The 24,907-nt window shown below is 51.2% G+C and carries 22 protein-coding genes and 1 pseudogene; 6 read left to right on the forward strand and 17 right to left on the reverse strand.

Features of this window, described 5'->3' with window-relative positions:
- The first annotated feature begins 24 nt into the window (after positions 1–24).
- Positions 25–975: a sugar kinase gene (locus OIN60_RS05490; RefSeq protein WP_305753846.1), complete on the forward strand. Its 951-nt coding sequence runs from the start codon at positions 25–27 to the stop codon at positions 973–975.
- Between the two features lie 24 nt (positions 976–999).
- On the opposite strand, the gene OIN60_RS05495 is transcribed toward OIN60_RS05490, so the two are convergent.
- The 6 genes and pseudogenes from OIN60_RS05495 to OIN60_RS05520 all read right to left on the reverse strand — a co-directional run bounded on the left by OIN60_RS05495 (position 1,000) and on the right by OIN60_RS05520 (position 7,652).
- Positions 1,000–2,037 carry a LacI family DNA-binding transcriptional regulator gene (locus OIN60_RS05495; RefSeq protein WP_305753847.1) on the reverse strand — a complete coding sequence of 346 codons (1,038 nt, stop codon included), beginning with the start codon at positions 2,035–2,037 and terminating at the stop codon, positions 1,000–1,002.
- Between the two features lie 343 nt (positions 2,038–2,380).
- Positions 2,381–2,872, reverse strand: coding sequence for a hypothetical protein (locus tag OIN60_RS05500; protein WP_305753848.1), 492 nt, complete (start codon positions 2,870–2,872; stop codon positions 2,381–2,383).
- Between the two features lie 21 nt (positions 2,873–2,893).
- Positions 2,894–3,031: pseudogene (locus OIN60_RS22555) on the reverse strand (HNH endonuclease); the annotation flags it as partial.
- Between the two features lie 46 nt (positions 3,032–3,077).
- Positions 3,078–4,382, reverse strand: coding sequence for an AAA family ATPase (locus OIN60_RS05510; protein WP_305753849.1), 1,305 nt, complete (start codon positions 4,380–4,382; stop codon positions 3,078–3,080).
- A 110-nt stretch (positions 4,383–4,492) separates the two neighbouring features.
- On the reverse strand, positions 4,493–6,061 hold the full coding sequence (locus OIN60_RS05515; protein WP_305753850.1) for a cellulase family glycosylhydrolase: 1,569 nt from the start codon (positions 6,059–6,061) through the stop codon (positions 4,493–4,495).
- Positions 6,062–6,245: 184 nt separating this feature from the next.
- Complete coding sequence (locus tag OIN60_RS05520) at positions 6,246–7,652, reverse strand: MATE family efflux transporter (RefSeq protein WP_305753851.1); 1,407 nt, start codon at positions 7,650–7,652, stop codon at positions 6,246–6,248.
- A 149-nt stretch (positions 7,653–7,801) separates the two neighbouring features.
- Here OIN60_RS05520 and OIN60_RS05525 point away from each other — a divergent pair, with 149 nt between their 5' ends.
- On the forward strand, positions 7,802–8,797 hold the full coding sequence (locus OIN60_RS05525; RefSeq protein WP_305753852.1) for an acrylyl-CoA reductase family protein: 996 nt from the start codon (positions 7,802–7,804) through the stop codon (positions 8,795–8,797).
- A gap of 147 nt (positions 8,798–8,944) precedes the next feature.
- On the opposite strand, the gene OIN60_RS05530 is transcribed toward OIN60_RS05525, so the two are convergent.
- From OIN60_RS05530 to OIN60_RS05550, 5 genes are all read right to left on the reverse strand, one after another.
- Positions 8,945–10,498, reverse strand: a complete 1,554-nt coding sequence (locus OIN60_RS05530) for a recombinase family protein (RefSeq protein WP_305753853.1) — start codon at positions 10,496–10,498, stop codon at positions 8,945–8,947.
- A gap of 647 nt (positions 10,499–11,145) precedes the next feature.
- Positions 11,146–12,102: a nucleoside hydrolase gene (locus OIN60_RS05535; RefSeq protein WP_305753854.1), complete on the reverse strand. Its 957-nt coding sequence runs from the start codon at positions 12,100–12,102 to the stop codon at positions 11,146–11,148.
- Positions 12,103–12,186: 84 nt separating this feature from the next.
- Positions 12,187–14,094 carry a ribosomal protection-like ABC-F family protein gene (gene abc-f, locus OIN60_RS05540; protein ID WP_305753855.1) on the reverse strand — a complete coding sequence of 636 codons (1,908 nt, stop codon included), beginning with the start codon at positions 14,092–14,094 and terminating at the stop codon, positions 12,187–12,189.
- A 99-nt stretch (positions 14,095–14,193) separates the two neighbouring features.
- Positions 14,194–14,337, reverse strand: coding sequence for an RAxF-45 family protein (locus OIN60_RS05545; RefSeq protein ID WP_305753856.1), 144 nt, complete (start codon positions 14,335–14,337; stop codon positions 14,194–14,196).
- 115 nt (positions 14,338–14,452) lie between these two features.
- Entirely contained in the window at positions 14,453–14,665 is a 213-nt protein-coding gene (locus OIN60_RS05550; RefSeq protein WP_305753857.1) for a cold-shock protein, read from the reverse strand.
- Between the two features lie 346 nt (positions 14,666–15,011).
- Between OIN60_RS05550 and OIN60_RS05555 the strand changes: the two genes are divergently transcribed.
- The gene (locus OIN60_RS05555; RefSeq protein WP_305753858.1) at positions 15,012–16,073 is read left to right on the forward strand and encodes a stalk domain-containing protein; all 1,062 of its coding nucleotides are present in this window, start codon (positions 15,012–15,014) and stop codon (positions 16,071–16,073) included.
- 120 nt (positions 16,074–16,193) lie between these two features.
- Here OIN60_RS05555 and OIN60_RS05560 read toward each other — a convergent pair whose 3' ends face one another.
- Positions 16,194–16,493, reverse strand: a complete 300-nt coding sequence (locus OIN60_RS05560) for a putative quinol monooxygenase (protein ID WP_305753859.1) — start codon at positions 16,491–16,493, stop codon at positions 16,194–16,196.
- Between the two features lie 138 nt (positions 16,494–16,631).
- Positions 16,632–17,642, reverse strand: coding sequence for an NADP-dependent oxidoreductase (locus OIN60_RS05565; protein ID WP_305753860.1), 1,011 nt, complete (start codon positions 17,640–17,642; stop codon positions 16,632–16,634).
- A gap of 121 nt (positions 17,643–17,763) precedes the next feature.
- Between OIN60_RS05565 and OIN60_RS05570 the strand changes: the two genes are divergently transcribed.
- Positions 17,764–18,345 (forward strand): TetR/AcrR family transcriptional regulator, encoded by a 582-nt coding sequence (locus OIN60_RS05570; RefSeq protein ID WP_305753861.1) that lies wholly within the window; start codon positions 17,764–17,766, stop codon positions 18,343–18,345.
- A 159-nt stretch (positions 18,346–18,504) separates the two neighbouring features.
- Here OIN60_RS05570 and OIN60_RS05575 read toward each other — a convergent pair whose 3' ends face one another.
- Together OIN60_RS05575 and OIN60_RS05580 are read right to left on the reverse strand one after the other, a co-directional pair.
- The gene (locus OIN60_RS05575) at positions 18,505–19,686 is read right to left on the reverse strand and encodes an NAD(P)/FAD-dependent oxidoreductase (protein WP_305753862.1); all 1,182 of its coding nucleotides are present in this window, start codon (positions 19,684–19,686) and stop codon (positions 18,505–18,507) included.
- 30 nt (positions 19,687–19,716) lie between these two features.
- The gene (locus OIN60_RS05580; protein ID WP_305753863.1) at positions 19,717–20,148 is read right to left on the reverse strand and encodes a DUF1641 domain-containing protein; all 432 of its coding nucleotides are present in this window, start codon (positions 20,146–20,148) and stop codon (positions 19,717–19,719) included.
- 394 nt (positions 20,149–20,542) lie between these two features.
- Here OIN60_RS05580 and OIN60_RS05585 point away from each other — a divergent pair, with 394 nt between their 5' ends.
- Positions 20,543–20,938 (forward strand): rhodanese-like domain-containing protein, encoded by a 396-nt coding sequence (locus OIN60_RS05585; protein ID WP_305753864.1) that lies wholly within the window; start codon positions 20,543–20,545, stop codon positions 20,936–20,938.
- Positions 20,939–21,238: 300 nt separating this feature from the next.
- Here the strand turns inward: OIN60_RS05585 and OIN60_RS05590 are convergent, their stop codons facing one another.
- Positions 21,239–21,898: an HNH endonuclease gene (locus OIN60_RS05590; protein ID WP_370872387.1), complete on the reverse strand. Its 660-nt coding sequence runs from the start codon at positions 21,896–21,898 to the stop codon at positions 21,239–21,241.
- A gap of 275 nt (positions 21,899–22,173) precedes the next feature.
- On the opposite strand from OIN60_RS05590, the gene OIN60_RS05595 reads away from it, so the two are divergent.
- The gene (locus OIN60_RS05595; protein ID WP_305753866.1) at positions 22,174–23,628 is read left to right on the forward strand and encodes an alpha-amylase; all 1,455 of its coding nucleotides are present in this window, start codon (positions 22,174–22,176) and stop codon (positions 23,626–23,628) included.
- A 21-nt stretch (positions 23,629–23,649) separates the two neighbouring features.
- Here OIN60_RS05595 and OIN60_RS05600 read toward each other — a convergent pair whose 3' ends face one another.
- A complete protein-coding gene (locus OIN60_RS05600) occupies positions 23,650–24,744 on the reverse strand; it encodes a DNA alkylation repair protein (protein ID WP_305753867.1) in 1,095 nt (364 codons plus the stop codon).
- Between the last annotated feature and the right edge of the window lie 163 nt (positions 24,745–24,907).

Raw genomic sequence — 24,907 nt, forward strand, 5'->3', positions numbered from 1 at the left:
TATGGAATGAGGAGGATTTTAGACATGACTAACAAGCTGGATGTCGTAACCTTCGGCGAGCCGATGGCCATGTTTTATGCGAATGAAACCGGACCTTTGCACGAGGTGACTTCGTTCTCGAAGGCGCTCGCAGGCGCCGAAACCAACGTAGCCACTGGCTTGTCCCGCCTGGGGTTGAGCGCCGGTCTTGTAACCCAGCTCGGACAGGATACGTTCGGCAGGTTTATCGCACAGGCTTTACAACAAGAGAAGATTGATACCGAATCGGTTTATTTTACAAATGAAGCCCCTACTGGAATGCTGCTTAAATCCAAGGTAGAGGAAGGGGACCCGGAGGTCGAGTATTTCCGCAAAAACTCCGCCGCCTCCAAGCTCAGCCTGGAGCATTTTGACGAAGACTACTTCTCTTCCGCGCGGCATCTGCATGTAACCGGCATCTCCCCCGCACTGTCCGAATCATGCCACAGCTTTGCGCTGCATGCGATGAAGTTCATGAGAGACAAGGGGCGCACGATCTCCTTCGATCCGAATCTCCGGCCCAAGCTATGGCCTGATACACCAACAATGGCCCATGCAATCAACGATCTGTCCGCTTACTGCGACTGGTTCCTGCCAGGAATTGGGGAAGGCAAAATATTGACCGGATATACTGAACCCCATGATATCGCCGCTTTCTATATGGAGCGGGGCGTCAAGGTTGTCGTGATCAAAATGGGGGCGGAAGGCGCGTATTATAAAACAGCCGGTGAAGAGGGAATGGTGAAGGGCTTTAAGGTGGAGCAGGTGGTGGATACCGTCGGAGCCGGTGACGGGTTTGCCGTTGGGGTCATCAGCGGGCTGCTCGACGGACTCTCCCTGACAGAGGCTGTGCAGCGCGGGAATGCGGTCGGGGCCTTGGCCGTCATGTCGCCAGGCGATTCGGACGGATTGCCGTCACGCGAACAGCTTAAGGCTTTTATGCAGGAACACAAATAAGATGGGTTCGAGGGGGATTCTAGTCTAACCCCCCTTCCTGCCAGAGCCCTTCCAGCTCCCTACCGATTGCCCGCGCACCAGTGTCGGTACGAAACGGTAGATGATCGGAACGGCGCTGTCCCTGTCCTCAATAGAGCTCATAAGCGTCCTCGCTGCCTGTCTCCCGATATCCGCCGTAGGCTGGCGGATCGTTGTAATCGCTGGATTATAGATATGCGCGAATTGGGCATCATCGATGCCCACGATGGACACATCCTCCGGTATTCTCATGCCTCTTGCGTTCACGAACTGGAGCATCTCGGCAAGGACGATGTCATTGCCGGCCAGCAACGCGGTCGGCGGCTCCTCCAGCGCGAACAGCCGGTCAAGCGTGGCAAAGATCTCATCCCTCGGCACGCTGTGCATATACTCCTGCCGGAGGGGAAGCTCCTGCTCCTCCATCCCTTTTTTGTAACCGCTCACCCGCTCAACTCTTGGCGTGATCCTGTGCTCTCCGATAGGCAGCGTCACAAGAGCGATTCGGGTATGACCATGCTCTGTCAGCTCCTGTATCCCGATTTTGACAGCCATCTCATTATCGAGAAGCAAGCTCGGGGTATTGACTCCCTCCACCAGCCTGTCGAGAAAAACAAGCGGAAACTTCTCTTCCACCAGCCGGTTGTAGGCTCCCGCATTTTGTCCTGTCGGAAAAATGATCAGCCCGTCCACCTTACGGGCCATCAGCATGTCAATGTGCCGGTTTTCCTTGTCAGGATTCTCATCCGCGTTGCAGATAATGACTTGGATGCCTGACTGCTGCAGCTCACTTTCAATCGCCCGGATGCTCTGGATCGACAGCGTATACTCCAGATTGCCGACGATGACGCCTGCCATGTAGGTGCGATTATGCTTCAGCCCTCTTGCCAGCCCGTTAGGCTGATAATTTAATTCCTTGATGACCTGTTCGATTCGATCCTTGGTCGCGTCGCTCATATATTTATATCGTTTATTCAAGTACTGGGAAACCGTGCTTTTGGACACTCCCGCTTCCTTGGCTACATCCGCTATGGTCAATTTCTTCATTACCCAATCTCCTCTTATCGCCTCTTCGTAAACATGATCGTAAATGAGTATACGTTTTTTTTAGTAAATTTACTACATAGAACTTAACCTTGATCCCTCCGCCGTAGCTATTCTCACGTTTCGCTGGAGTTAAATATTTCGGCAAAATAGTTGTTTCTCTAACCGCTGTGATGGAGCAAATGGATTTCGAATAGGGACTGAAAATAAAAAATCCTCCTGCGGAAGTAGGAGGAGAAAAGTTAAACTTTAGACTAAGAAATACTCTTAGGAGTGCATTTCCCGGATTCTAATGATCTCTTGGTTCACAAATTCGTACAAGAGTTTCGCTCGTCTACTCTTCAATTTACAATGCCCCCCTCGATACAGGTGAACAACTCGCATCGTAACAGTTAGCACTAGTTCCAGGAAAAGCATTTATGAATCTAGTCATCATATCAATATCATTTTTAAATACAGTCATCCAAATTGAGAAAAATCCTGTTGATGTTGCCGTTTCCACAATTTGCTCCCTCATCTCTATTGTATTACAGGTTGAGAGTCTTACCTTTGAATGTTCTGCTTTATCGTATGCCGTTCTACGTTCTCTCCAGCGACGGTCTTTAGCTTCTGGGTTAATTAACGGGTCAGAACTTGGAATGCGATCAAGGCCCGTTAATTTGATAGTATTTTCAGCCATTTGTTTTTGTTTCGGGCTAAGCACTGGAGATGGTGATATAACTGCCCCCGTTGAGTATTCGAAAGCCAATGCTGTATTATCTTTATCAGGCCAGAAAAAATCACTCAAAACAATAGGTTTATCACTTTTTACTGAATTACAGTTCCCGCAGGCTAGCAAAAAATTACTCCAGTCTTCCCTTAAACTTTGAACTATTGACTTGGGGTGAACATGCTCAACCGCTATATTTCCTCCAAGGGCTCGTTCACAATAAGAGCAATATGCTCCTAATCTTTCAATGAGGTGACTTCTTGCTTCTTGATACTTAGTAAACTGAATAGAAAACCATTGACATCAATAGGCGGCAATCCTTTTTCTATAGGTCTCATCCATTATTTCTCCCTAAATCAGCAGCCTTTCTTTCCATTTCCAAAAAGGCATAATATGCTACATCTGAACTGTATAACGACTCAATATCATCTAATTTTTGCTTTAGTTCTTCAAGTTCCTCACTTGAGGTGTTCTTGGCTTGTTGAAGCAAAGCATAATATTCTTTTGCCGCTCTATACATTTCGTTCAGTTTCTCGCTACGCTGCACCCCCTCTATCCCCATAGCGATCTCCGAAATATCTTCAATGCTTCTGTTAACAAATTCATCACTCATAACTTCTTCATCGTCATCTATCTCTTGAAGACGACGTAATTCACCTTCGTCAAGAGATTGGATAATAAAGGGGGAATGAGATGTAACAATAAACTGTATTTTCGGAAAAGTGCGTTTTAAGTCATTCACAATAGAACGTTGCCATTTCGGATGAAGATGAAGATCTAACTCATCGATCAGCACTACTCCTGGAGTCTCTTTAACTACACTGGCTTCCAACGCGGGATTTAACTGTGCCATCCTGTGTGCAATATCTGCAATCATTCCAATCATATTACGAACACCATCGCTTAAAAGGCGAAAAGGTAAGATTGTACCATCTTCCTTTACAGCTCGAAGTTCTTCAGAATCCACATCAAACTCAATTGTTCTCCATGTTTTCATACATACACTCACTGCTTTACGAACCGCATCCAAGACTTCCGGTGCCTGTTTCCGTTGTAATTCTATATACGTCATCTTTTCCATCCAACGAGTAAAGTGCTTCTCACTAGATGCAGGATCCAGACAGAATGAATACCCTCCTAAACGGTCATTTCGGATTTTGTATTCGTTTCGTTCACTCCTTTGAACCCACAGCCTGCCCGTTCCATAATAAGAGACCAAGGGTAGAATGACAGGCCTGCCTGCACTTACATTTCCCTGCAATTCACTCGCATACTCCATGATTGCTTTTGCTTCTTTGCTCGTCGTTGACCCCTGCTTCCCTCTTAATGATCTAGACCATTCTAGTTTTTGATCACCAATAGTGCCTTTGCAGGTAATTTTAACAGGAAATTGTAATTGAATATCTGCTAGTCCACCTTGGATAAAGGTTTTTCTGTGAACCTCATCTCTTCTAATATGCCTGGATTGCACTCCATTAAGCCCGCTGAGAAAGGAGCCTAGAGCAATTGCTAATCCATCAAGTATAGCCGTTTTTCCAGTACCGTTATCTCCAATAAGCACAGTAAATTGTTCCGAAAAGGTGATTTCCCTTTTCTCGAAACCATGAAAATTTTCCAATATCAACTCGTTAATAATCAAAAGCAAATCACCTCCCCATTGAAAATTTACCTTTAATCATTCTCTCCTTTTCTCTATCGTTACATCCCTTTGCTAACTTAAGGCTCATTTAGGAAAATTCCTGGAGCAGTTCAAGGTTCCACTCCCCATACCAAAGTTCCGTTTTTGTAGGCGGTAACCCGGTTCCAATCCTTGAAGCTTGTTGCAGTCCCGGCATAAGAGTAGTCATTGGTCTCATCATAGTTGCTCCAATCCGCCGGATGAATACGAAGCTGGATATCCCCGCTCTCTCCGCCTGCCGGAATGGAGCCAGCTCCCTTCCCGAATGACAGCTCCACATAACGGTCTGCACGGGCAGACGGAGTGGTCATCGTGGTGAATGCTCCGCGTATGCTGGAACCCCCGATCTTGGCCCAATCCACAAAAAACTGCGGCTTCTGCTTGCTCTCATCCGTGAAATAATAGCGGATCTTCAGATCACTTAATGATACAGCTTTCTGCCCGGTATTCACGATATTAAGCACTGGCTTTAGTGCATTATCCGACGGGTTACCGTCACCGTTGCGGTACTGCAGGACGATTCCTGCGGTATCTTTTTTACCGTTGCCAGTATCGTTCCCTTTATCTTTACCTGGTTGACTGGGTTGACTAGGTTTGCTCGGTTGCTTGGGTTTGCCACTGCCCGCATTCCCCACCGGCGACTTGTCCAGCAGCTCTTGCTTCACGAACCGGCCGGATGGCGACAACTGACTGTCCGGCCAGTTGCCTGTCTTGCTCGCTCCCGGCAGAAGCGCAGCAGATGTTTCTACCTTATCCGACAAGGACCAGTTCACCCAACTGATCTTGCGGCTGTCCAGGAAATCGATCCACACCTTGGCCTCGTTCAGGAACGGGCCTCCACTGCCTTGAGCATCGCTCGTTCCCCACTCGGACACGAAGATGGGGGCCTTCTTACGGAGCGCATAATCGATCCGGTCCCGCAAAGCCTTCCCATGTGTTCCTGCATAGAAGTGCAGAGCGTACATGGTATTGGCATCTGCAACCGGATTATCCGCTGCAGCATGAATATCCTGACTCCATGTACCTGTACCCGCAATAATAATATTATCCGGGTCCTTGGCCCTGATTACGGCGCTTACTTCCTCAATATAGGGCTTGATTTGTCCATTCCAGGTTACGCCGCCGTTAGGCTCGTTCGCCAGCTCATAGATGACATTAGGGGTCTTGCCATACAGACCAGCCATTTCACCGAAAAATGCCTTAGCCTTAGCCTTGTGCTTGTTAGGGTCATAATCCGATAAAATATGCCAGTCGATGATCACATACACGCCCAGCTTGCGGGCTGCTTCTACCGCTTCCTTCACCTTTTTCTTCAGTCCAGGATTGGAAATATATCCACCGCTTTCCGTATACATCGCTACCCGAAACACGGAGATTCCCCAGTCGTCGCGCAAAGATTGCATCGCCTTCTCATTGACGAAATCTCCATACCACTGGATGCCGTGGGAGCTCATTCCCTTGAGTTGAACCGGCTTCCCGGCCTTGTCGACCAACTGCCCGTTCTTCACCGATAATTGACCATACTTCTCCACCGGTGTCCGGGCTACAGTGGCGGCCGACGAAACTTCTCCGAACAAACCTGCATCCAGGCTGCTAAGCAGCATGAATACCGTTATGATCATTAAAGAGATTTTGTACATGTTTATGTTCTCTCCTTGATTCCTGTACAGGCCAATCATCCTGTCTGCTACCTGCCATGATGACGGGTTTTATTATAGGACAGCGCATTCCATTTTTCTACATTTAATTGAGTAAAACAAAAAAACCTCGCCCGCCAGGAGAGAATCCCCCTGACAGACGAAGGCCAATTACAGTATAGTAGCGTCACATCGCGGGAGCAGGAGCCGCCGGCTTGTCGGTAGATTCTTGCCCAACAAGCCCATGCTTCTCCCACACCCGGCTCTTCCAGCGGAAGTACATGATCACGGCACGTGTCCATTCATCTGCGGCAATGGCCAGCCATACACCCGCCAGTCCCATGTTCAGCTTGAACACCAACAGGTAGCCGAGCGGAAGACTCATACACACCATGGAGAGCAGGCCTATGAACACCGGGAATTTCGCATCCCCGGAAGCACGCAGGGAGCTGATGATGACAATGTTTGTGGTGCGGCCGCTTTCCAGCACCAAGCTGAGCAGGAGCACCTGAGCGCCAAGCCGGATAATATCAGGATTATCCGTGAAGATGCCCATGAGTGGTACCCGGAAGACAATGACGATCAGATCGATGGAAACCGTAACCAGAAGCGCCCATTTGGCGCTTTTCAACACACGCGCGAACGCGGCATCCTTCTCCCGGGCTCCGACCAGGCGTCCTACGATAATCGCCGTCCCCATGCCTACCGCCATGCTGAACAGATAAATGTAGCTGGAAATATTTAAAGCATACTGCCGTGTCGCCATCGCTTCAGCCCCCAGATAGGTTACATAGAGAGTGAATACGAGCTGGCAGATCTGATACGTGATGGATTCCAACGCGGACGGAATGCCGATGCGCAGTATTTTGACAATATATTCTCTGGACAATCTGACATAATACATAAATTCCACGCGAACTTCCGTCACTCTGTACATCAGCCAGAAGAAGATCAGAAGACAGATTAGACGGCTGCCGACGGTGGAGATCGCCGCACCTTCCACACCCAGAGCGGGAGCGCCGAAGTTGCCGAAGATCAGCATATAGTTGCCGACCACGTGGATCACATTCATCAGCACCGAAATATACATCGTTTCCTTGGTAAAGCCATGCGTGCGGATCGTTGCTGCCAGCGCGTTAATCAGCGCCTGCAGGAAGATGGCGCCACCAACAATGCTCATATAGGACTGTGCATAAGTCAGGATTTCACCCTGTACATTCAACCATTGCAGCATGTGTGTACCGAGCAGCAGGAAGGATGCGCTCAGCAGCAGACCCACGATCAGGTTTAACGTAATCGCCGTTCCCGTGACGCGGGCGGCCTCAAGCAGCTTCTTCGAACCAATATATTGTGCGACAACGATGGCAGCACCATTGCCGATCACTTCAAGGACAAGAATCGCGATGGAAATGATCTGATTCGCCGCGCCAACTCCCGATACCGCATTATCGGATACGGAGCTGAGCATGAAGGTATCCATGCTTCCCATCAGCATGAACAGGAACAATTCCAGGAAAATAGGCCAGGTTAAATGGAAGATACTCAACGAATTCCCCGACGGCAGCGATCTATTTTTTAGTGCTTTCGCAGTCAATGATGTCACCTTTCTTCATTTGGCTTTTAATAGGTCAAGGGGTATGTTAGCATACCCAAAATGAAAAAGCAGCAGTTTTTTGAAAATACATGTAAACCAGTTGTAAAATATGATTAACTCTATTCAATAATATGAAAGGAGGTTGTTTCATGTCCCTGACATTTCGAGCACTTGTCATCGATCTCACGGATACATTTACCATGAACATCTCCCCACTCACCCTCAAGGATCTCCCTGCAGGGGAGGTCCTGATCAGGACGGCCTATTCCAGCGTCAATTTCAAGGATGGGCTCGCCGGTACGCCGGATGGAAAAATCGTCACCTCTTATCCTTTCGTACCCGGCATTGACTGCTCGGGCACAGTAGTAGCCTCTACGAATGACAGCTATCGGGAAGGTCAAGTGGTGCTCGTTACCGGCTACGGGCTCGGCGTCACTCATTTCGGCGGCTTCAGCGAATATGTGCGCGTGCCGGCCGAATGGGTCGTGCCGCTGCCGGATGGCTTATCGTTGCGGGAGGCGATGATCTTCGGCACAGCCGGATTTACCGCCGCTCTCTCCATTGACCGGCTGGAACAGAACGGCATGGCACCCGGCAAGGGAAAGGTGCTCGTCACCGGCGCCACTGGCGGCGTAGGCGGGGCTGCGGTTGCCATGCTGTCACAAGCAGGATATGAGGTTACCGCCAGTACAGGCAAGGCCGATACCCATGACTATTTGCGTTCCCTCGGCGCAAGTGAAATTCTGTCCCGTGACGAGGTCTATGACGGCGGCCGAATCAAGGCGCTCGACAAGCAGCTCTGGCAGGCCGCTGTCGATCCGGTCGGCGGGGCGGCGCTCGCTGCCATCCTGAGCCATATCGCTCATGGCGGCTCCGTCGCTGTCAGCGGCCTTACGGGCGGAAGCGCTGTACCAACCACCGTGCATCCGTTCATTCTGCGCGGTATCAATCTGCTCGGCATCGACTCGGTCTTCTGCCCATACGATACCCGGCTGCGGGTATGGGAACGCTTGGCAAATGATCTAAAGCCGCAGCGGCCTGAGCTGCTTGTGGAGAAGGAAGTGACCCTGAACGAGCTGCCTGACACACTCACCGATATTTTACAGGGGCAGTCGCGGGGAAGAACGATCGTGCATTTCTCTTAAATCCTATTTGGGACATGCGGGTGAAGGATGTTTTAGTAGAACTGGTCAGTTAAACGTATTAGGTTTACGTAAACGTTTCAGTGGAAGCTAAAAAGGAGTATGGCGGGGTATCAAGCCATATAATAAAAAAACTGCTGTAGGCAGCCTTCACGAATAATATTCAATGGTATAGCGGAAGGGATAGGTTTGGCGTTCCTGGCTCCTGGTGGATTGTTTCCGAATCCCTTCCGGCATGACTCGCTCATAGTGGATTTGTTTTACAAACTGCTTCAAGGTCTCGTTCTGCTCCTCGACCGTCAGGGATTGGAATTCCTCAAGCAGTCTGATCATGCGTATCGTAAGATCCACAAGAGGTACAGCCTCTATGTTCCGGATCTGCTGCACGATCTTCTCCTTCGTTTCCTGCAGCATGTGACCTTGTTCCAGCAAGGTTTGCTTCTTCGCCTTGAGTTCTTCGTGCGACAGGACGTCTTCCAGCGCCAGTTCGATCAAGTTCCCTTGTAGCCGCTTGTTCTCCAGTAGCCGTGTTTCAATCATAGCCAGACGTTCCTGAAGATCCATAAGGTTGACATCCCCCTCTTGCTGCTGCAGGAGGTGAGCTGCCAGACGTTGCTTGTGGCTCTGGATCTGCAACACCACTTCTTCTTCCAGGAACTGCAGCTTCATACCCTGGTTGTTACATTTCATACGACTGTCAGGCAGCACATTTCTGCAAGCCCTGATGAAGAGAACCCCGTGTCTCTTCTTTTGAATCTCAAGTTTGTTTCCGCAAACACCGCAGAACAGAAGGTCTTTGAGCATGGTGGCTCCCGTTTGGCCGGCCAGCTTCTCGCGGGTCAACGGGGTCTGTCCCTTGCCTTCCATACGTTTCCGATTGGCTTGCTCCCAATCGTCCGGCGAAATGATCGCAGGGTGGGCGTGATCCGTAATGATCGTCTCCAACACCTTGTAGCTGTGCACCTGGCCCTTCTTGATCCGCTTTCGGTTCTGAAACACCAGGGTTCCCTTATACACGGGATTCCGCAGGATCAGCAGAATGTTGATGGGCAGGAAGTCATTCAACTGTTGTGTTGTGAAGCCCTCACGGTTCAATAGATTGGCAATCTTGCGGCAACTGAAACCTTCGATGTATAGCTTGAAAATGTATCGAACCACCCCGGCCTCGGGCTCGTAAATTTCTAGCTGCTTGGTATCAGGATTGCGTCGATAGCCATAAGCAGCCTTCCCGCTGACATGCTCTCCCCGTCTGGCCCGCTGTATTTTATTGGCTTTGGCTCTGCGTCCGATCATCTCATATTCCAACGTAGCGAACAAAGAGCTTACATCATACAATAGACGATCCTCCTGTGAGCCTGACAGGTTAAACGTTTGGGCAGGCGTCATGATTTTAACATCATGATCGATACAAAGCTGCTTAATCTGCTGCGATACGAGCCCATTCCGTGAAAGACGGTCCAGGGATACCGCAAAAATAATTTTATATCGTTCGATGTTATCCAGTAGTCTCTGCAATTGGGGGCGTGCATCCAGATTATACTTTCCCCCGCTCACAATTTCTTCGTACACCTCAAAGGTATAACCGTGCTCACGGCAAAATTCCTCCATCAGCTCACGATGATTCTGAAGCGTATCTTCATTTTCTCCCTTGTCCCGTGAAATTCGCAGGTAGAGTGCTCCCGATATCCCGGTGTTGCCATTCATGGTGCTCATCCTCCATCTATAGAGCCTGATTTCCTTACGTGTGAGAATATCTCATGGGAAACCTCAGATAACTCCGGATTGTTCGAAATCGTCCCGCATTTTGAACCCTTTGCTCTACTTGACAGCTATTCTGTCTATTCATATGAAACAAGCTGTGACTTATTACTTGGAAAAAATAGTTAATCGGGGCGAACCTAGTGAGACACAACAATCCATGGCATGGAAAAGGGTGTACGCCGGTGCGAATTACCAGAGAAGAGCGTAGTTGAAAGAGGGGCAAGCTAGGAGAGAGTCAGCGTGTTCCGGTGCTTGTGACGGATTTGTTTGTGAAAATTACAGGTAGATCATCAGGCGCAACGGGGGCCACGGGCACTCTTTTCGTGCGTGTTTCATGCGTGGGTGAGACGCTCCGAGAACGAAGCATTCCTCCAATCACTGTTGACCCTTCGGGCCAAAGGTGAACGCTCCGCTTTTCCGGAATTGCTTCGTCCTCTCCGCTGCTTTTGTGCATCCCCCAACTTAACAAGAACAACCGGAAATCGCAATCTTCTGGTTTAACAAAATTGAAAAAGGGGCTGCCCTAAGCCATTTTCATGACTTTTTGGACAGCTCCATCTGCTCTTTTCTTATAGGATAACCCGCGAAGTCTACTGAATCGCTCCAAGCACTTCATACAACATCGCGGTAAATGCTTCCCGGCTCACTTCCTCGCACACTCTTACATTGCGCGGACGCTCCAGCCGGTTGTTGATATCCACAAGACTGTAACCGCGTGTCAGCTCGCCCGCCGTCTCCACATCCACATGATACATGCCCGAACGAGTCATAATCGATTCATCGGCCGCTACAGCCATCAGCAGCGTATCCGGGTGTGTGGTGCCCGGCAGCCGGTGCACCTCTTTATTGAACTGCTTGACGACTTTATTAATATCGATAAAGAACTGCGCCCCCGCTGTCCCTATCCGCTCAATCTCCTCATGGTTCGTATCCTCCATCACCGAATAACGGGTACACATATCCCAGCCGACCATCGTGATCGGCACGCCGGAATGCAGTACGATTCTGGCGGCTTCCGGGTCAACCCAGAAATTGTATTCGGCCGATGGCGTAATATTGCCCAAGGAATTATTCGTGCCGCCCATGATGTACAGGTGAGGAATCTTCGGAATGATTGTCGGGTCCTTCTGAAGGGCCATGGCTATGTTAGTCAGCGGCGCAATCGCCAGCAGATGAATTTCACCAGGATTCGCGTGAATTTTCTCAATCAGAAAGTCAACCGCATGCCCCTGCTCCGGTCGCTGAACTGCCAGCGGGAAATTCGCTCCGCCCATGCCGTCAGAGCCGTGCACATCCTCCACCGTCCGATGCTGGCGCTCCCCGAGCGCCAGCATCGGCTTCTCGTGCCCCTTGTAGACCGGGATGCTTCCGCCTTTGCCTGCAACTTGAATGGTGTAGAGCGCATTTTCCACCTGCTGGTCAAACTGCACATTGCCGCCGGTAATCATCACACCTTCGACCTGGAAATAGTGCATCGCCGTCAGAAGGGCAATCGTGTCGTCCCCTGCTGTATCCGTATCGATGATGACTTTTTTTCTGTCCGTCATTTGCCTTGCGTCCCCCTTCAGCTTATCCGAACCTTCCGGTTCACTGTCTCTATTCATTGAAGCACTCCGGGGCCGCCAGTGCAACTATTCCAATGCAATCCACTCAGCCAGCAGCGCGTCCAGCCGCTCACGCTGCTCTTCCCGAGCATTCCATAGCTCCTCCAGCCTTACCGGATCATCTGTGGCCTGCTCCAGCTCGGCTTCAAGCGCTGTGAGCGCCGCTTCCTGGGCAGTGATGCGCCGCTCCAGCTTCTCCATGGCAGCCAAGGCTTGATTCGAGTTCTCCGCCTTGCTTCCGGCAGTTCCTTTCCCTTTGTCCACAACCACTTCTTCCCGTTTCTCCGGGACCTTGCAGATGTCTTCAAGCTGCCGCTTCTTCTCCCGGTAATCGTCGAACCCTCCCAGATAAGAGGTCAAGCGCCCGTTCTCCAGCTCCCATACCCGCCGCGCGAGCTTGTTGACAAAGTATCTGTCGTGGGAGATGACCATCACCGTGCCGGGGAAAGCCTCGAGCGCTTCCTCCAGCGCCTCCCGCGAATCGATGTCCAGGTGATTGGTCGGTTCATCCAGCAGCAGCAGGTTCGGCTTTTTCATGACCAGCAGCGCAAGCCGCAGTCTGGACCATTCTCCGCCGGACAACATGCGCACAGGCTTAAAGACATCAGCACCGTAGAACAGATACCTTGCCAGAATACCGCGGGCCTCCCCCTCTTCCACAGCAGCTTCCTTCCGGAAAAAGGTGAGCACCGTATCCGAGAGCTCCTCCCGTTCCTCCTGCTGCGCCAAATAACCGTACTCCACACGCGAGCCCCATTCCACATGGCCGACATCGGGCTGCTCATTGCCAAGCAGCAGACGCAGCAGGGTGGATTTACCTGCCCCGTTATCCCCCAGTAGCGCTACCTTCTCGCCGAACTCCAGGCTGCCTTCGGCACCGGCCAGGATCGGCCGCCCTGCGTATGCTTTATGAAGATTTTCGAAACGTACCACCTTCCTGCCCGAGCGGTCCTGCGGATTCAGGTCGAAATCCGCACTCTGCCGCTCCAGTACAGGACGTTTGATCAGCTCCATCCGTTCCAGCGCCTTGCGGATGGATGCGGCTTTTTTGAAAAACTTCTCATTGTCGCCGATCCGGCCCCATTCCTCAAACCGCCGGATGGCCTCTTTCATTTTCTTGATCCGCTTCTGTTGCTCCTGGTAGTCCGCGAACTGAATCAGGAGGCGTTCCTCCTTTTCTTTCAGATAACCGCTGTAATGAGTGAGGTACGTATGCGCCTCGCCATCTTCAATCTCAATCACTTTGCCGATGACGGCATCCAGGAAGTAGCGGTCATGGGACACGATGACGCAGGCCCCTGCATAACTGCGGAGAAACTGCTCCAGCCATTCCAGCCCCTTCAGATCCAAATGGTTCGTCGGTTCATCCAGCAACAGCAGATCAGGCTTCCCGATCAACTGGGACGCGAGCGCGATCCTGGTCTTCTCTCCCCCCGATAAGGAACCGAAGATGCGCTTATAAGCAGACTCGGGAATATGCAGTCCGTTCGCCACCTGATTGATATTCGCCTCCATTTCGTAGCCGCCTGCCTGTTCAAAACGCTCCTGGAGCGCAGCATACGACTTCAGAAGCTTCTCCATTCGCTCGGTAGCCGCCGCGTCCGGATCGGACATCTCCTGCTCCAGCCAGCTCATCTGGCGATGGCATTCCTGCAGCTCACGGTAACCATAAGCGAGCACCTCATGGACAGTCATCGCTTCGAACTCCTCTGGAATTTGCGGCAGGTACCCGATGCGGATATCCTTCTTATGCGTCAGCAGGCCTTCGTCCGGTGTGTTCTGCCGCGCAATCAGCTTAAGCAGCGTTGTTTTCCCACTGCCGTTGCGTCCGATCAGTCCAGCCTTCTCGCCTTCATGTATTTCAAAATCCACCCCATCCAGAATGAGGTTCGCTCCGTGATAAGCTCTCAATTGTTGCCCGTTTACGATATACATAGTAGGTCCTCCTCAGGTGATGAAGACCCTGACCCGCACAGCACAAAAAGGGCTGCAGGAATATGCCCGCAGCCCTTTCGGATAAAGCAATCCGTTCGGTTAAGGTAGGCGTCTTCTCGCGATAGTTATTTCCGTATTGTTAAAAATGGACAGACTTCTCCCGTTGACGGAATCAGCATGAACGATGCCAGCCATAGCAATGGGAAGCTGGCTAATACGGTTGTTCACCATCTCGAAATTCATCTACCTTCACCTCCTTCACATAATTACTTTTAATGTAGCATAAATTCGTTTGCACGCACAAGTGGCCAATGAGCCAGCATCCTTAGCTCCCGCTGAAATTCCATGCCGGGCCGCATCAGGAACGAGCGCCGGAAAAGGAACCGCCAGCGAGATTCAGAATCGGCAGCATTCTGACCTCCTGATTCATGGACGAATCGCATAAAGGGCAGCTTGGCTCCCCGTTGAACGTAAAATCCCTACGCATCCACCCGTTGCAATCATTGTTGGTGCAGGACCATACCTCTGTATTCTCCTCCGGGACAGGCTCAGGAACATGGCGTTTATACATGGTAATCCCCCTTTGACGTAATCAGACTATAATAATATGCTCACGATTTCCAAATTCATGCATGTCATGAAAGAAAATCAAAGCATGTCTTGTGCCCGGCGATGAAAATTTCTTGCCAAATAAAAAAATAAATTTAAGTCTTAACAGCAACCTATTACCTTTTTGGCGCGTCTAACATACAGAAGAAGGAGCTTGGTAACAAGTTACATTACTGATGTTGTTTTCTTTCTTCTAATAATGTTACTCTAGTAGTAAGCTTCCGTACCCATCATTTGCTAGATTGGGGATCGGGCCTTCCGCACCGTTAGCGGACATCAATTTTTAAGAAAAAGGAGCAGACAAGCGCATGAAATTCAAGAAACCCGTCATTATTACTGCGGTGTCGGCCTTGGCCGTTTCCGCCGCACTTTTAACTCAGCCTACATATGCCGCCCAAGCTACCAAAACGATTAAAGCGGTGTACAACAACATTGCCATTGTCTACAACGGCAACACCGTGCCGTCAGACGCATCCACAGAGCCATTCATGATCAACGGAACGACTTACCTGCCGCTTCGTATGGTCGGTACAGCCCTGGATAAGAAAGTAACCTGGGACGGTTCCAATAAACGTGTTGTGATCGAAGACAATGCAGCACCGGTTGATAACAGCACAGTGACAGCACTGAACAATCAAATCAACACCTTGAACCAGCAGCTCACTGCAGCGAAATCCGAAGCCGCGACCAAGGATGCTACCATTGCACAGCTTCAGAAAGACAAGGCAGCCCTGCAGGCGCAAATTGACAGTAACAAAAATAACAATAACAACAACAACAGCAGCTCCAACATTAGCGACCTGGAAGATGACCTGAATGATGATTTCGGCAATTATGAAGATACCGATTCCGAGATCGTATTGAGCGGTAACAAGGATAAAGTTACCCTTCGTGTAAATGTCGACAAGAAGGGTTGGGATAAGCTGTCCAGCAGCAAGAAGACCAACCTGATCCAGGACATCGTTGACGACATCCGCGACACTTACAAAGATGCGACGATTTCCGGTACGGTGCGTGATGACAGCAGTTCTGATACGCTGTCTACCATCTCCGTAAGAAGCTCGGGAGTTGCATCGGTGACCGAAGAGTCCTCTGGTTTGGAGGTTTCTGAGCTTGAAGATGAAATCCAGGATGATTTCAGCACCTACAAAAACGTTAAATTCGACATCAGACTGTCCGGTGATGAAGATAAGGTGACAGTAAGAGTCTATGTTAAGAAGGATGACTGGAACGGCCTGAGCGTTGCCCAACGGAGCGACTTCAAAGACGACATCGTGGAAGCTATTGAGAATGAGTACGAGGATGCAGATATTGCGGGAACCATTTTTGACAGCAGCGACAATTCCAGGCTCGATACTTTCGATAACTAATTAGTTCAGATAAGGTAAGGGCCGAAGCGAGAATCTCGCTTCGGCCCTTTTTTCATGTCCTTTTATAAATCCCACATGCTCAAGGTCAGCGGGATCTGTCCCCGGTCTACTCGCCCTCTTTTACTCCATGAACGAGCGTTCATTCGAGGCGTCGTATTTTAGAACGTCGATTTTGATCCTGTTTCCCCACTTCTCAAAAAACGCCGCCGCCTTTTGTCCTTCAAGATGGGCCGTCAGCGATTCTTGATCTTGCCACCGTTCGACGATCAGCATGCGTCCGGCGCGCGCATCTTCCAAAGTAACGGCATAAAAGAGGCACCCCTTTTCAGTTCTCATACTGGAAACGATGTCCGGAATGTCTGCAGTGAACTCATCCACATCAGAAGGATTCAGGTGAAGATAGCCTATGAGTACAATCATTTTTGTTCATCCTTTTTTGCTTAATGAAATTGGCAAGCTGCATTAAAAACCATTGGCGATCCTCACTCGTCGGCTCGTGGAACGTCGTAAAACCTTGCGACGTTCCACGAGCCGTGCGAGTCATTCGAGCTGTCGTCTTCACACGACCGTGAGCACGATCTTGCCCTGGATGTGCCCACGGGCGGCTCGTTCGTGCGCCTTGCGAGCATCGGCAAGTGGAAACGTGCTGTCGATGGCGACGCGAACCGTCCCATCATCAAGCAAACGCCCGAATTCTGCAAGCTGCGGGCCGTTCGAGCGCACTTGGGTCATCGAGACCGTGACGCCCAGCTTCGCGGCTTGCTCGGCATCGGAGAAGCCTAAGAACACCGGGAACAAAGCGCCGCCCCGCTTGAGCGTACGCAAGAAACGACCGGTGGTGGGACCGCCGAGGGTATCGAGAACGAGATCAACGTCATGCGCGACGTCCTCAGGAGAGCTCTTGGTGTAGTCGATGAATTCGTCGGCACCGAGCTCGCGCAGGAACGGCTCATGCTTGCCCGATGCCACCGCGATGACGTGCGCACCCTTCCATTTAGCCAACTGCACCGCTAAGTGCCCCACGCCGCCCGCGGCACCATTGACGAGTACCGTCTTGCCGCCCAGCGGCACCGGGCGATGCGACTCCGGTTGAAACGGATTCGCTTCATTGTGCCCCAGTTCAATCAGGTACTGCCAGCCGGTGAGACCTGCCATCGGCGCCCCTGCGGCTTGTACGTGATCGATGCCAGCCGGTTTGAGTGCAAGGTCCGACGCTGGCGCGGCGACGTACTCGGCATAAGCGGCGCTCTCCCCCATGCTAGGAAAGCGAACCATGCCGAACACTTCATCGCCGATGGAGAAGCCCTGCACATCCGTGGCTACCGCCTCGACGACGCCCGACACGTCTGACCCCAGAATGAAGGGAAAGGACACCGCCGGCTGCCACTCAGGAGGAAGATCCTTATACCCGGCGCGCAGGTACCAGTCAGGGGGATTGATGCCAACCGCGTGCACGCGGACAAGCACCTCACCCGGTTTCAGTTCGGGAAGCGGGGCCTCCTCGTAACGCAGTACCTCAGGGCCGCCAAATTCGTGCTGCCGAATCGCCTTCATTGTGTTTGTAGACATATATTGTTTTCTCCTTTCACGCAGATGTGTTATTATTACTAGAGCAGTGCTCCACTTAAACGGATCACTGTTCCGATTACAACTATACGGAGCTACGATCCGTTTGTCAAGGAGGAAACACATGCGAGCTGATGCGAAGAAAAACTATGAGCACATCCTCGCAGTCGCGAGCGTCGTTGTAACCGAGCACGGTGCCGATGCATCGCTGCGCGACATCGCTCGCAGAGCTGGCGTCGGGCTCGGCACACTGTATCGTCATTTCCCGACGAGAGAGGCGCTGCTCGAAGCTTTGCTCCGCGCGAACTTCGACGAGTTTACGGCAAAGGCACGTGAGCTCGAAACTGCGAATTCACCCGCTGATGCACTCGTATCATGGCTACGCGACGTCGTTGCATTCACGGGCAACTATCAAGGTGTTGTGGACATGATGATGGCAGCCAAAGAGGACCCGGAGTCCGCACTCCACGCTTCATGCATCACGATGCGCACGGCAGGCACGCGGCTTCTCGCTCGCGCTCAGGCCGAGGGTCTGGCGCGTACCGACATGGATGGTGATGACCTGTTCTCGCTAGCTGCTGCGCTTGCGTGGCTCAGCAATCAGCCCTCGTCCGCACCACGATCTGAGCATCTCTTCAGTATTATCGCGAGCGCGATCTTGACGAATCGAGCGAACAGCGATTTCAGGGCGCAGCCGTCACTCTAGAACAGGTCGCACGCGAAACAGAATTCATAGAAGTATCCCTCAAATCCGCTCCCGCCGCTAGGTGGGGGCTATTTGACGCTCACTTTTCACCAAATAGCCCATAACAAAGAACCCCGCATCTGTTGAGGATACGGGGTTTCGTATATAGACCAAATAATATTAGTAGGCCAATGCAAATAAGCCTTTGATGTGAGACAGGTAGCGAATGTTGCTGCCTTCCTTCATCATAGTGGCTACTGCGCCTTTCAGTTGGGTCTGGTTTGCACCCACGGTACCGATAGCGTCCGTTCTGCCCAAGCTTCCCAGTGTCCCGGAGAATACAGGCGAGAAGCTCTCCATTGGATGCCCGTTGAAGTATGCAAAGAGGTTGTAACCAACCGTCTCGCCCATCTGCCAAGCAAGCTGTGCCGTTGGAGGGTATGGGCGCTGTCCTTCACCAGGGAACACAACCGCGCTGTCGCCAGCCAGGAAGATATTCTCATGGGAAGTGGACTGCATCGTAGCAGTAACCGTAGCGCGTCCGCGATCCACAGCAATGCCGGATGCTCCCACAAGCACGTTGCCTTGTACGCCACCGGTCCAGATCAGGGTGTTCGTCTTGATGGAACGTCCGTCCTTCAGCAGCACTTCGTCAGCCTTCATTTCCGTGATTGGCACACCGGTAATGAACTGAACGCCGCGTTTCTCCAGACTGGTTACTGCACGGTCAACCAGTGGCTGGGCAAACCCTGCCAGAATGGAAGGACCTGCTTCAACACAATACAATTGAATATCGTTGTAATTAATGCCTTTGGCACGGCATACTTCAGGCAGCTTATCCGCATATTCGCCGACCAGCTCTACGCCTGTCAGACCGCCGCCGCCGATTACGATGGTAGCATCCGCCGGATTGCCGGATTTCTTGTAGGCATCCAAACGCGCCTCTACATGCGCACGAATCTTGTTTGCCTCATCCACGGATTTCAGCGTCAGGCTGTATTGCTCCAGTCCAGGAATTCCGAAATAAGCCGTTTGACTTCCCAGAGCGATAACGAGCGCGTCATAGCTGAGCGTAGTACCGCTCGCTAGAGTTACATGCTGCTCTGCAGGCTTGATTTCTGTTACCGTATCCACCTTCAGGTTGATATCCTTGTTACGCAGCAGCTTCTCCAGCGGCAGCGCCACGGCCTTCTCGCCGATGGTGCCTGCAGCCAGCCGGTGCAGCTCTGTAATAATCTGGTGTGTCGCATAGCGGTTAACAACGGTAATCGACGCTTCCCGCAGGCTCATATGTTCACGAGCCGTCAAAGCGGCCAGCAATCCGCCGTATCCGCCGCCAAGAATCAATATTTGCTTCGACATTTCCATCCTCCGTTCTTGATTAGTCAGCAGTTATTTGTTTTGTGTCTGGCGCTCGTTCAAAACGTCAAAGAAAGCCTGAGCGAAGCGCAAGCCCTTCTGCACATTCGGATCTTTGAGCATTTTAAGCATAGCAAACAGCCCAACCGTCCCCGCCTCGGTTTGTACACGGTCACCAGCTTCAATAGCAGCAGAAGCAATACCTTTGGCCGATTCTGTTACTGGCTTCACAAACTCTCCCATGGAGCTTTTCATATCCCCGATAAATACCGGGTCTGTCGCCAGACTGCGCGCTACATCATAGGCGTTAGTCATAACTGTAACCATCTCGGTCAACTTTGGCAGATTTTCAACCAGAACGGTCAACGATTGTTGAACCTCCGGCTTCATCAATTGGTCCAGCACATCGCGGGACTCCATGGTAGCTTCCTGTGTAGCTGCCACCTCTTGTTGATTTTCTGACATGACGTGAACGTCCTCCTTTACTCTAAAAATAGAAGTCCATTCCTTTCTCGTTACCTGCTTTGCATAAACGGCTCGCGAATCCCGGACAAATAAATCCATGACACATTGAAAAAGCCTTTTTGCTGCTGCAATGACCACGCACTTCATCTTCGTGAATCAAACAGGCCGAAACGGAATCCTATAACTCTATATTACACCTTTCACAAGCCTAACGTCGAAAAAAATTTTAGTTTTACATAAAATTTTTATAATATATACCGTAATTTTCATGAAAGCACCGGTTACATCTGAATATTTTCCATTTTTTAATGCAAAAAGGTTATTTCTTTGACGAAGCTGGTGATCATTGGATATCATTAGAGAGTATAAAATCTATGGAATGGAGGCTACAACTATGGCGTTAACATTTATGGACATGCTCAAGCAAGCACAGGCAAACGTGACAGGAGTAAGCTCACAGGAAGCTAAGAAAATGATTGAAGAGAACCCGGATACCTTCGTCATCGATGTTCAGGATGCCACGGATGCGGGAGCCTGCGGCCTGATCCAGGGAAGTGCGAACATTTCGCTCGGTATGCTTCCGATCCGTGCTGATCTGGAACTGCCGCAAGAGCTGCGCGACGAGCGCCTGGCAGACCGCAACCGTCCCGTTCTGACTACCTGCGGCGCAGGAGGCCAGGCTGCTCTGGCAGCTTATCTGCTGAAGCAAATGGGCTTTACCAATGTCGCCTACATCGAAGGCGGCACCGCAGCCTGGAAGGAATCGGGCTACGAGGTTAAAATGTACTGATTTTTAGCGAATTATGAGTAAAAGGGGCTGTCCCAAAGCTTGGGGCATCCCCCTTTTCAATTTTGTTAAGCCAAAAGATTGCGATTTCCGGTTGTTCTTGTTAAGTTGGGGGATGCACAAAAGCAGCGGAGAGGACGAAGCAATTCCGGAAAAGCGGAGCGGTCCCCTTTGGCCCGAAGGGTCAACAGGGATTGGAGGAATGCTTCGTTCTCGGAGCGTCTCACCCACGCGCGAAACACACACGAAAAGAGTCCCCCGGTCAAGAGCCTTTGGGGACACCCTCTTTTTTCTTCGTATTATTTAGGTCAGCCGCACACTCTCCCGTATGAACTCGTCAACATCCCGGTCCGCCTTGGACTGGTTACACTCATTACACGCACAGACACAGTTCACCGGCGTTGTATGTCCGCCTTTGGCACGGGGAAGAAGATGGTCGAGAGTGTCGCCGTAATTACCGCAGAAATAACAGGTGTATTTATCCCTCATCATGATATAACGGCGGAATTCACGATTCGTATATAAACGCCGGATGGTCGAGCGGTTGACAACCACCGCCATATGCTCCTTCACGAGGGTCACCGCCAGCTCAGGGTCGATCTCCTGGTTCCAGCGCCGGCCCTTGTCCGTTTTACCGCGCAGGCGGATCATTCCGTTCCTGTTCGGACGCAGCGCAGCCGCATCGTCGGGATTCAACTGGGCTCGTCCACCCTTGGTTGTGAGCTGCCGCCTCTCCATAGAAACGGGAAGCGCACGGGGAGCCGTCTTCTCCGCTTGCGGTCTGTCTGGCGCAGATTTGTCAGCAGCAGCCTGATTCTTGTGGTGCCGGCAATCCCGGCATGCGCCCCGCCGCGAAAGCGGCCCCGATTTCCGACCTGTTCTTCGCTGGAAACCGGCCAGAGGCTTGTATTCTTTACAGTAATTACAGTACTTCAGCATCGTCTGTTCGGCTGCATCCATCATATCCGGGCAGAATGAACTGCCGTCAGGTCACCTCCTTGCGCTTGTCCGATATCTATATTTGTCCAATCCGTTAAACACTAAACCCTACCCTAGACTAGCCCTAACCAAAATTACAGCCTGCTGCTTGTATTGTACCATAATCCAGTTAAAATAAAGGCATAAGCCAACCCGTCTAACCCATTCATCCGCTTGTATGGGTACGTTCTTCGGCAGCAGAAGTTTAGCATACCTTGCCTAATGGGTAACTTGTTATATATGCAAAGGGAGGGACGTGCATGAAAAGAAATCATACGATGATGCAGTTTTTTGAATGGCACGTAAAGGCTGACGGGAAACACTGGCAGCGGCTGATGGAGCGGGTGCCTGAACTGAAGCGAAAAGGGATCGACGCGTTATGGATTCCACCTGTGACCAAAGGACAATCCCCCGATGATACGGGGTATGGAGTATATGATTTATATGACCTGGGGGAATTTAACCAGAAGGGAGCCGTCAGGACCAAATATGGCACTAAGGACGAGCTGCTGGGAGCCATGGCCGCCTGTGTGAAGCACGGTCTGGCTGTCTATGTTGATCTGGTTATGAACCATAAAGCGGGGGCGGATGAAACCGAGCTGTTCAAGGTGGTTGAGGTGAATCCGGCCAACCGCAACGAGGTGATTTCCAAGCCTTTTGATATCGAGGGCTGGACGAAGTTTACCTTCAATGGACGCGGGAACCAATATTCAACGTTCAAATGGAATTTCGAGCATTTCAACGGAACCGACTATGATGAGAAACGGGACAAGACCGGCATCTACCGCATCCTGGGCAAGAACAAGCAGTGGAACGAAAATGTGGACGATGAGTTTGGCAACTACGATTATTTGATGTTCGCCAATATTGATTATAACAACCCGGTTGTACGGGAAGAGATGATCCGATGGGGCAAATGGCTTGTGGATACGCTGCAATGCAACGGATTCCGGCTGGATGCCATTAAGCATATTAACCACGAGTTTATCCGCGAGTTCGCAACAGAGATGCTCAAGAAACGCGGACAGGATTTCTATATCGTGGGCGAATTTTGGAAGTCCGATCTCAAATCCTGCCAAAAATTTCTGAATACCGTTGACTATAAAATAGATTTGTTTGACGTGGCCCTTCATTACAAGCTACATAACGCTTCGCTGGCCGGCAGCAACTATGATCTGTCTACCATTTTCAAAGATACGCTGGTCAATACACATCCGCTCAATTCCGTCACCTTCGTAGATAATCACGACTCTCAGCCGAATGGGGCGCTGGAATCCTGGGTAGAAGACGGGTTCAAGCAGATGGCTTACGCTCTCGTACTGCTGCGGAGAGACGGCTATCCTTGTGTGTTCTATGGGGATTATTACGGGATCGAGGGGGACGAGTCTGTTGAAGGCAAGCAGGCACAGATCGATCCGCTGCTCTATGCCCGTTATGAGAAAGCCTACGGTGACCAGCAGGATTACTTCAACCACCCGAATACCATCGGTTGGGTAAGATTGGGCACGCCTGAACTCAAGGCTTCCGGCTGCGCTGTCGTGATTTCCAACGGTAAAGACGGGAATAAGCGAATGCGTGTCGGCCAGCATAGAGCCGGTGAATTATGGACCGATCTGACCGGCAACCGGCATGACCAGGTCCAGATTGATCCGAACGGATGGGCCGAGTTTCCGGTCAACGGACGCAGTGTATCCGTATGGGCGCTGGCTAAATGATGGCCTACCCGCATTCAGCAATCATTTGTCCATTGTCGGGATGACCAACTCAAATTCAGCCGAAGCTTGCTTCACACCGTTCACGATCATATCCAGCCCGTGCGTACCGGGATAATGCTTCCTTGTCGTGATGGGCCGGATCGCATGGCGTCTCGTAACCAGGCTGATCCCCGGAGGGTATGCCTTCTCGGACAGCTTGAAACGCTTAGGTGCGGGAATACCGTTCGCTTTCATATATAGGATGTCATATTCAATCCGCAGCAGCAGCGGCTCCCCGGCAGGGTTGAACACGGTAAATGAAAACTCCAGCTCCTCCCCTTCTGTAATCGATGGCCGGGCTAGATGCAGATCACGGATTTCCACCCCTTCCGCGCTTTGCAGCCCGAACAGCTTCAGCACCTGCGGATCACCTTTCTTGAGCAGAGTCCTGCAGCCATGCCGGACAATCCAGTTCGTGTGAGGGTTCTCCCCTTTCCACGCACGGGCGATATCCGCCACCAGATCCGGGTGATCCTTGGCAATATCGTTCAGGTTATTGGCTACACTCTTGCGCACATACAAAGAAGGATCGCTCTTCAGCAGCTCCAGCAGCTCAATGACCGGGGCCGGGTCGGCGATAAATTCCTTCAACTGCCCTCCCCATGGCAGACGAGGCCTGCAGCCTTCACTTGCAAGCCGCCGCACATGCTCGCAGCTATCCGTCGCCCATACCCGCATCCGGCTCATGACACCCTTCGGATTCCGACGGATCAAGGCGCGAATCGCAAATTCGGAGGTGGAATACCGGGTAAGCTGCTTGAGCGCCTCCAGGGAGAGCTCCTCATACTCAAGCCCATTCAGCTCAACAAAGTCCGGAAAGAAAATATATTCTACTCCTCTACAGTCAGGAGCCGCCGCACATAATATATCCAGCGCTTCCGGGTAGGATGGCGGCAGCACCTCCGTCAGGGCACGGGCAATATGGCGGATGCGCTGCTTGAACTCCTCCTGCTCCCATTCCCCATCCTGGACACGCTCCACAAAACGGGCACCGTCAAAATCCGGGTAGACCTTACGGAACACGGCTGCCGTATCCTCCAGAAATTCGGGGCTAAATAATTCCTTGAATGTTGACATCTCTTCCCTCCGGGTCGTTTTCCATATCATGTGATCTAGGGCTCAGTTCTAAAGATGTTTTATTATAGCACATACGTTCCCCATGAAGCATCAGAAATAACCCTCAGGAAAAACCGCGTGCATCATGGTAAACTAGGAGCAATAACTACAACCTTCGGAGAGG

The organism is Paenibacillus zeirhizosphaerae, from assembly GCF_030705605.1.
GTDB lineage: Bacteria > Bacillota > Bacilli > Paenibacillales > Paenibacillaceae > Paenibacillus > Paenibacillus zeirhizosphaerae.

Excerpts from the sequence above, each read along its gene's own strand:
- OIN60_RS05490 (WP_305753846.1), top strand. The coding sequence starts at position 25 with ATGACTAACAAGCTGGATGTCGTAACCTTCGGCGAGCCGATGGCCATG.
- OIN60_RS05495 (WP_305753847.1), bottom strand. The coding sequence starts at position 2,037 with ATGAAGAAATTGACCATAGCGGATGTAGCCAAGGAAGCGGGAGTGTCC.
- OIN60_RS05515 (WP_305753850.1), bottom strand. The coding sequence starts at position 6,061 with ATGTACAAAATCTCTTTAATGATCATAACGGTATTCATGCTGCTTAGC.
- OIN60_RS05525 (WP_305753852.1), top strand. The coding sequence starts at position 7,802 with ATGTCCCTGACATTTCGAGCACTTGTCATCGATCTCACGGATACATTT.
- OIN60_RS05530 (WP_305753853.1), bottom strand. The coding sequence starts at position 10,498 with ATGAATGGCAACACCGGGATATCGGGAGCACTCTACCTGCGAATTTCA.
- OIN60_RS05535 (WP_305753854.1), bottom strand. The coding sequence starts at position 12,102 with ATGACGGACAGAAAAAAAGTCATCATCGATACGGATACAGCAGGGGAC.
- abc-f (WP_305753855.1), bottom strand. The coding sequence starts at position 14,094 with ATGTATATCGTAAACGGGCAACAATTGAGAGCTTATCACGGAGCGAAC.
- OIN60_RS05545 (WP_305753856.1), bottom strand. The coding sequence starts at position 14,337 with ATGAATTTCGAGATGGTGAACAACCGTATTAGCCAGCTTCCCATTGCT.
- OIN60_RS05550 (WP_305753857.1), bottom strand. The coding sequence starts at position 14,665 with ATGTATAAACGCCATGTTCCTGAGCCTGTCCCGGAGGAGAATACAGAG.
- OIN60_RS05555 (WP_305753858.1), top strand. The coding sequence starts at position 15,012 with ATGAAATTCAAGAAACCCGTCATTATTACTGCGGTGTCGGCCTTGGCC.
- OIN60_RS05560 (WP_305753859.1), bottom strand. The coding sequence starts at position 16,493 with ATGATTGTACTCATAGGCTATCTTCACCTGAATCCTTCTGATGTGGAT.
- OIN60_RS05565 (WP_305753860.1), bottom strand. The coding sequence starts at position 17,642 with ATGTCTACAAACACAATGAAGGCGATTCGGCAGCACGAATTTGGCGGC.
- OIN60_RS05570 (WP_305753861.1), top strand. The coding sequence starts at position 17,764 with ATGCGAGCTGATGCGAAGAAAAACTATGAGCACATCCTCGCAGTCGCG.
- OIN60_RS05575 (WP_305753862.1), bottom strand. The coding sequence starts at position 19,686 with ATGTCGAAGCAAATATTGATTCTTGGCGGCGGATACGGCGGATTGCTG.
- OIN60_RS05580 (WP_305753863.1), bottom strand. The coding sequence starts at position 20,148 with ATGTCAGAAAATCAACAAGAGGTGGCAGCTACACAGGAAGCTACCATG.
- OIN60_RS05585 (WP_305753864.1), top strand. The coding sequence starts at position 20,543 with ATGGCGTTAACATTTATGGACATGCTCAAGCAAGCACAGGCAAACGTG.
- OIN60_RS05590 (WP_370872387.1), bottom strand. The coding sequence starts at position 21,898 with ATGATGGATGCAGCCGAACAGACGATGCTGAAGTACTGTAATTACTGT.
- OIN60_RS05595 (WP_305753866.1), top strand. The coding sequence starts at position 22,174 with ATGAAAAGAAATCATACGATGATGCAGTTTTTTGAATGGCACGTAAAG.
- OIN60_RS05600 (WP_305753867.1), bottom strand. The coding sequence starts at position 24,744 with ATGTCAACATTCAAGGAATTATTTAGCCCCGAATTTCTGGAGGATACG.